This is a genomic window from Frankia canadensis, from assembly GCF_900197875.1.
Taxonomy (GTDB): Bacteria; Actinomycetota; Actinomycetes; order Frankiales; family Frankiaceae; genus Frankia; species Frankia canadensis.
The window spans coordinates 1-4,665 of sequence record NZ_FZMO01000282.1 but is presented as its reverse complement, the minus strand read 5'-3'; the positions used below and the strand labels follow the sequence as shown (position 1 = coordinate 4,665).

Genomic DNA, 4,665 nt, shown 5'->3' with positions numbered 1-4,665 from the left:
CCCGCAGCCCCCGCCGCCGCCAGGCCGACGCCCTCCTCGACCTCGTCACCCGCGCCCTGAACGCCGCCGCCGTTCCCCTCTCCGGTGGAGTTCGCCCGCACCTGACAGTGCTCGTGCCCTGGAACACACTCCTCGCCGGCGGCCTCGACCCGGCCACCACCAGCTGGGGACTACCGCTGCCCCGCGGCGTCCTCAGCCGCCTGGCCTGCGACGCCGAGATCACCAGGATCATCCTGGACCCCGCGGGCGTCCCCCTCGACGTCGGCCGCACCCACCGCGTTGCCACCCCCGCCATCCGCCGCGCGCTCGCAGCCCGCGACCACGGCTGCGCGTTCCCGTCCTGCGACAGGCCACCCGCCTGGACCGAATGCCACCACGTCACCGGCTGGGAGAACGGCGGACCCACCGCACTGTCGAACATGATCCTGCTCTGCGGCCAGCACCACCGACAGGTCCACCACGACAAGTGGACGATCACCTTCGAACCCGACGGCCTGCCCTCCTTCATCCCACCCCCACACATCGACCCTCACCGCCGACCCCGCCGAAACCCCTACAACCGACCACTCCCCAACTTCCGCCAGCCATGATCGAGGCTCACGGGCCTGAGTGGATCGATCGTCGCGGCACCCACCGAGGTCGGTGCGCCGCTGCCTCCGAGCCGCTGGCGGTAGCCGCTGTCGGTAGCCGCTGTCAGTGAATCTTGGTCATGGCATGGGCAGAGGTCGGCCGGCGTCCTCGGGCGGGCGTGGGCCGTGGATGAACCTGTCGGCCTCGGCGATCGCGACGTCGTTGATGCTCGCCTCACGCCGACGCATCAGACCGTCCTCGGCGAACTCCCACTGCTCGTTGCCGTAGCTGCGCCACCACTGACCGCCGTCGTCGCGGCACTCGTACTGGAAGCGAACGGAGATCCGATTGCCGGTGAACGCCCATAGGTCCTTGCGGAGTGCGTAGTCATGCTCCCGCGCCCACTTGCGGGTGAGGAAGTCGACGATGGCGTCCCGGCCCTGGAAGATCTCGTCACGGTTGCGCCAGATCGAGTCCTCGGTGTAGGCGCCCGCGACCCGAACCGGGTCCCGCGTGTTCCAGGCGTCCTCGGCGGCCTGCACCTTCTGGCGCGCGGTCTGCTCGGTGAACGGCGGTAGCGGTGGTCGCATGCGGACTCTCCCCTCAGGATGGGGCGATGCGCCGACCGGCCTGTGCCTCCGCACGTCGGCCGATGACGTGACACCCTGTCCGATCCTCTCGCACCGTGGCGACCTGGACACGTTCCTCGGGCCTCGAAGCACCCAATGAGCAGCCAACGTCGCGTGCCCCCTGCTGTCCCGGCGGGTACAGCCGCCAGCAGGAGGTCAGCCGACGATGCAGGTCGAGCCGGACAGACCAGACGAGCCCCATTGGCCGGACGAGCCGCGTGGCCGACTCCTGGCTGAACGGGCCGATGCCGCCGCCCGGGTTGACGCGCTACGCGCCGAGTTCGGTCGGGTGCTCGAGGACACTGCCGATCGGGACGCTGACGATGAGCACGACATCGAGGGCGCCTCCATGCCGTTCGAGCGGGAGCAGATGCGCGCCACGCTCCGTCAGGCCGCAGCGAGGCTGGTCGAGGTCGACGCCGCGATCAGCCGGCTTGCTGCCGGCACCTATGGCGTGTGCCAGACCTGCGGGCGCCGCATCGACGCCGGCCGGCTGGCGGCCCGTCCGTCCGCCCGCACCTGCGTGGCCTGCCCGCCACCATCGCCAGAACATCGGTGAGCCCACCACCCACGCGCGGAGGACGTTCCACTCGGCGCGACACGCCCAGGACCGGATGCGGCGCCGCCACCCACGCGCGGAGGACGCTTCGGCGCCGCCGCGCGCTGGCAGGCCTCACCGTGCCGCCGCCCACCCGCGCGGAGGACGCTTACCTCTGCGGTAATCGACCGGTTCGAGCACCCGCGGCATCGTTGTTCCCGCGCGGGAGAAAAAATTCTCCGCGGCGCGGGCAACGGAAGGAATACATGGTGACCTCACATGACGACGCCGTTTCGCGTTATTTCGCGGCGTGGAACGCGGAAACGGACGACGAGGTTCGCAGGGCAGTCGCCGCGGCGTTCACGCGGGACGCCAGCTACACCGATCCGGTGGTGGACATCGCGGGCCACGAGGAGATCACGGCCACGATCATCGGAGTGCACAAGCAGTTCCCCGGCTTCGAGTTCCGGCTTTCCGGTTCGCCGGACGCCCACCACCACATCGCCCGGTTCTCCTGGGAGCTGGTCTCCGGCGCGGACGGGTCGGCGCCCGTCGCCGGCTTCGATGTGATCGCCCTCGCCGACGACGGGCGGATCCGAGCGGTGAGCGGCTTCCTGGACCGCCTGCCCGCCGCCTGACCGACCAGTCCGCGAAGCAGCCACGTCACCACGACACCACGACACCACGTCGGCAGGCTCGCCACGTCGCCCTTCCGCCACTCAGCCACTCAGCCACTCCGGCAGGCGGCAGGCGGCAGGCGGCAGGCGGCAGGCGGCAGGCGGCAGGCGGCAGGACTATGTCAGATCATCTGGTGCGGGTACGCAGATCGGCGATGTGGCCGGCGTCGACGTGTGTACCGGCACCGGGGGTACCCACAGCACAGCCGGCGACGAGGACGGCGTGGTCGGCGGCCATCGCCGCGTCGCCGGTCGCGAGCCAGTAGTGCAGGAAGCCCGCGAACAACGCGTCGCCGGCGCCGGTCGTGTCGACCACGCCGTGCGGCGCGATCGCGGGAAAACGCCGTACGGCCTGGCCGCGAATGCCGAGCAGGCAGCCGTCCGCGCCCATTCCGACCACAATGATCCGGGCCGGGAATCGTTTCAGCACATCCGCCGCGAACGTGGCGGGATCGGTACCGAGCCGCTCGGCTGAGCAGAAAAGAACGTCAGCGGCCTCCAGCCACGGCCGGAGACAGGCGTCGTCCACACCGCCGACCGTCTGCACATCCACCGCAACGGGCACGCCGGCGGACCTTGCCATGGTCAGCAGCGGCCGGGCGAATCCGATGGTGGACACGACCGCGAGGCGCGCGCCGGCCAACAGGGCGTTGAACACCGTGGCGGGATACTCCGCGTCCGGCAGGTCCTTGAGGTCGGTGTTCACCTGTCGCGCGCCGCCCGGTTCGACCAGCACCACGGACGTCGGCGTCGATCCCACTTCCAGCACACCGCTGCCAATGGCCGGCCCGCCGTCCGCCGAGAGGTCGCCGCCGGCTGTCTGGTCGCCGCCGAGCAGACCGAGGCGGGTCAGTTCGGCCCGCACGAGCAGGCCGGCCGGATCGCGGCCGACGAGGGCGGCCAGCGAGACCGACGTCCCGAGCGCACGCAGGACGCGCGCGACGTTCAGCCCGACGCCGGCGACCTCCAGCCGCAGCCCGTGCCGGGGATACCGCACGGGGACGTAGTGGACCGGGAACCCGTCGACCGGAACCGTCTGCGCCACGCCCGCCACCCCGGCCACGACCACGGTCACCCCACGACCCACCGTCACCCCACCTCGCACGAATCCGTCCTCAGGCGGCACCAATGCCAGCATGCCTGGAGCCCGCAAGCCAACTCCGTCCTGACCACGGCGATGCCAGGGGTGGACCGTCCACCGTCGAGGACTCCGACCGTCAAAGACTTCGACACCCCAGGGCGAGGGCCTCACCGGCAGGGTGATGCTGGCGGCACGGGCGGCCCCGCCTGCGCCCCAGGACGAGAGCCTCACCGGTCCATGAGTCCCCGGTCCCGGCGGCCGTCCGTGGACGTGGTTTCGGTGGACCGGATGGTCGCTCACGGTCGTGACGGCCGTCGAGGTAGCGCAGGACGGCGGCGACGCGTCGGTCCACGCGATCGGCGGGCGCCAGGTCGAGCTTGGCGCGGATGGCGCGAATGGCGCGAATGGCGCGAATGGCGCGAATGGCGCGAATGTGTTTGTGCAGGGCGTCCTCGGTGACGACGAGTCGCTCGGCGATGGCACCGTTGTCCAGGCCCTCGGCCATCAGGGCAAGCACGTCGGGTTCGCGGGGGCTGAGCCGCTCGAGCCGCGGGTCGCGCCGCGTGCGGGCGAACAGCTGCGCGACGACCTCCGGGTCGATGGCGGTGTCGCGGCGGCGACGCGGTGCACGGCGTCGAGGAACTCCCCGACCCGGCCCACCCGCTCCTTGAGCAGGTATCCGAGGCCGCCGACGCCGTCGACGAGCAGCTCGGTGGCGAACGTCTGCTCGACGTAGGCCGAGAGGACCAGCATGCCCAGCTCAGGGCAACGCCGCCGCGCCTCGACGGCCGCGGCGATGCCCTCGCCGGTGTGGGTCGGTGGCATCCGCACGTCGAGGACGGCGACGTCGGGTCGGTGCACGTCGAGGGCGGCCAGGGCGTCCTGCCTGGTCCCCGCCGCGGCGACCACGTCCAGCGGCGACCACGAAGTAGGCCGTCGCCTCGACCGACGCGGCGCAGCGGCGAGTCAGGTCGACGTCGAGCCGACAGGGAACGGGGCAGTCGGCGGCGAGTCCTTACGAGCGCGCCGGCGAGCCCGCGGTCGGCGAGCACCGGCGGCAGGATCCCGCGGGCCACCGTCCGCAGCTCGGCGAGGGCCTGTTCGGCCGCGCCCTGGGCGCGTTCGAGGATCGCGGCGGGAGCAAGGGAGACGGCGGGGTGGGAGCAGGGG

7 protein-coding genes are annotated in these 4,665 nt (G+C 71.8%); 3 read left to right on the top strand and 4 right to left on the bottom strand.

The features are described from left to right. Positions 1-590, top strand: a 590-nt coding sequence (locus C1A33_RS20660; protein ID WP_133150756.1) for an HNH endonuclease signature motif containing protein, incomplete at its 5' end; no start/stop codon positions are given. Between the two features lie 117 nt (positions 591-707). Here C1A33_RS20660 and C1A33_RS20655 read toward each other — a convergent pair. After that, positions 708-1,160 (bottom strand): nuclear transport factor 2 family protein, encoded by a 453-nt coding sequence (locus C1A33_RS20655; RefSeq protein WP_101833074.1) that lies wholly within the window; start codon positions 1,158-1,160, stop codon positions 708-710. Positions 1,161-1,365: 205 nt separating this feature from the next. On the opposite strand from C1A33_RS20655, the gene C1A33_RS20650 reads away from it, so the two are divergent. Beyond that, on the top strand, positions 1,366-1,758 hold the full coding sequence (locus C1A33_RS20650; RefSeq protein WP_101833073.1) for a TraR/DksA family transcriptional regulator: 393 nt from the start codon (positions 1,366-1,368) through the stop codon (positions 1,756-1,758). Between the two features lie 248 nt (positions 1,759-2,006). Next, a complete protein-coding gene (locus tag C1A33_RS20645; protein ID WP_101833075.1) occupies positions 2,007-2,375 on the top strand; it encodes a nuclear transport factor 2 family protein in 369 nt (122 codons plus the stop codon). Positions 2,376-2,541: 166 nt separating this feature from the next. Here C1A33_RS20645 and C1A33_RS20640 read toward each other — a convergent pair whose 3' ends face one another. The 3 genes from C1A33_RS20640 to C1A33_RS36840 form a co-directional block, all read right to left on the bottom strand. Beyond that, the gene (locus C1A33_RS20640; protein ID WP_243407769.1) at positions 2,542-3,519 is read right to left on the bottom strand and encodes a carbohydrate kinase family protein; all 978 of its coding nucleotides are present in this window, start codon (positions 3,517-3,519) and stop codon (positions 2,542-2,544) included. A gap of 112 nt (positions 3,520-3,631) precedes the next feature. Then, positions 3,632-4,000, bottom strand: a complete 369-nt coding sequence (locus C1A33_RS38410) for a hypothetical protein (protein WP_243407768.1) — start codon at positions 3,998-4,000, stop codon at positions 3,632-3,634. Further along, a complete protein-coding gene (locus C1A33_RS36840) occupies positions 4,000-4,404 on the bottom strand; it encodes a response regulator (protein WP_243407767.1) in 405 nt (134 codons plus the stop codon). The genes C1A33_RS38410 and C1A33_RS36840 overlap by 1 nt, the downstream gene beginning before the upstream one ends. Positions 4,405-4,665: the final 261 nt, after the last annotated feature.

Coding starts and splice junctions, on each gene's coding strand:
- C1A33_RS38410 (WP_243407768.1), bottom strand. CDS start 4,000: ATGGCCGAGGGCCTGGACAACGGTGCCATCGCCGAGCGACTCGTCGTC.
- C1A33_RS20655 (WP_101833074.1), bottom strand. CDS start 1,160: ATGCGACCACCGCTACCGCCGTTCACCGAGCAGACCGCGCGCCAGAAG.
- C1A33_RS20650 (WP_101833073.1), top strand. CDS start 1,366: ATGCAGGTCGAGCCGGACAGACCAGACGAGCCCCATTGGCCGGACGAG.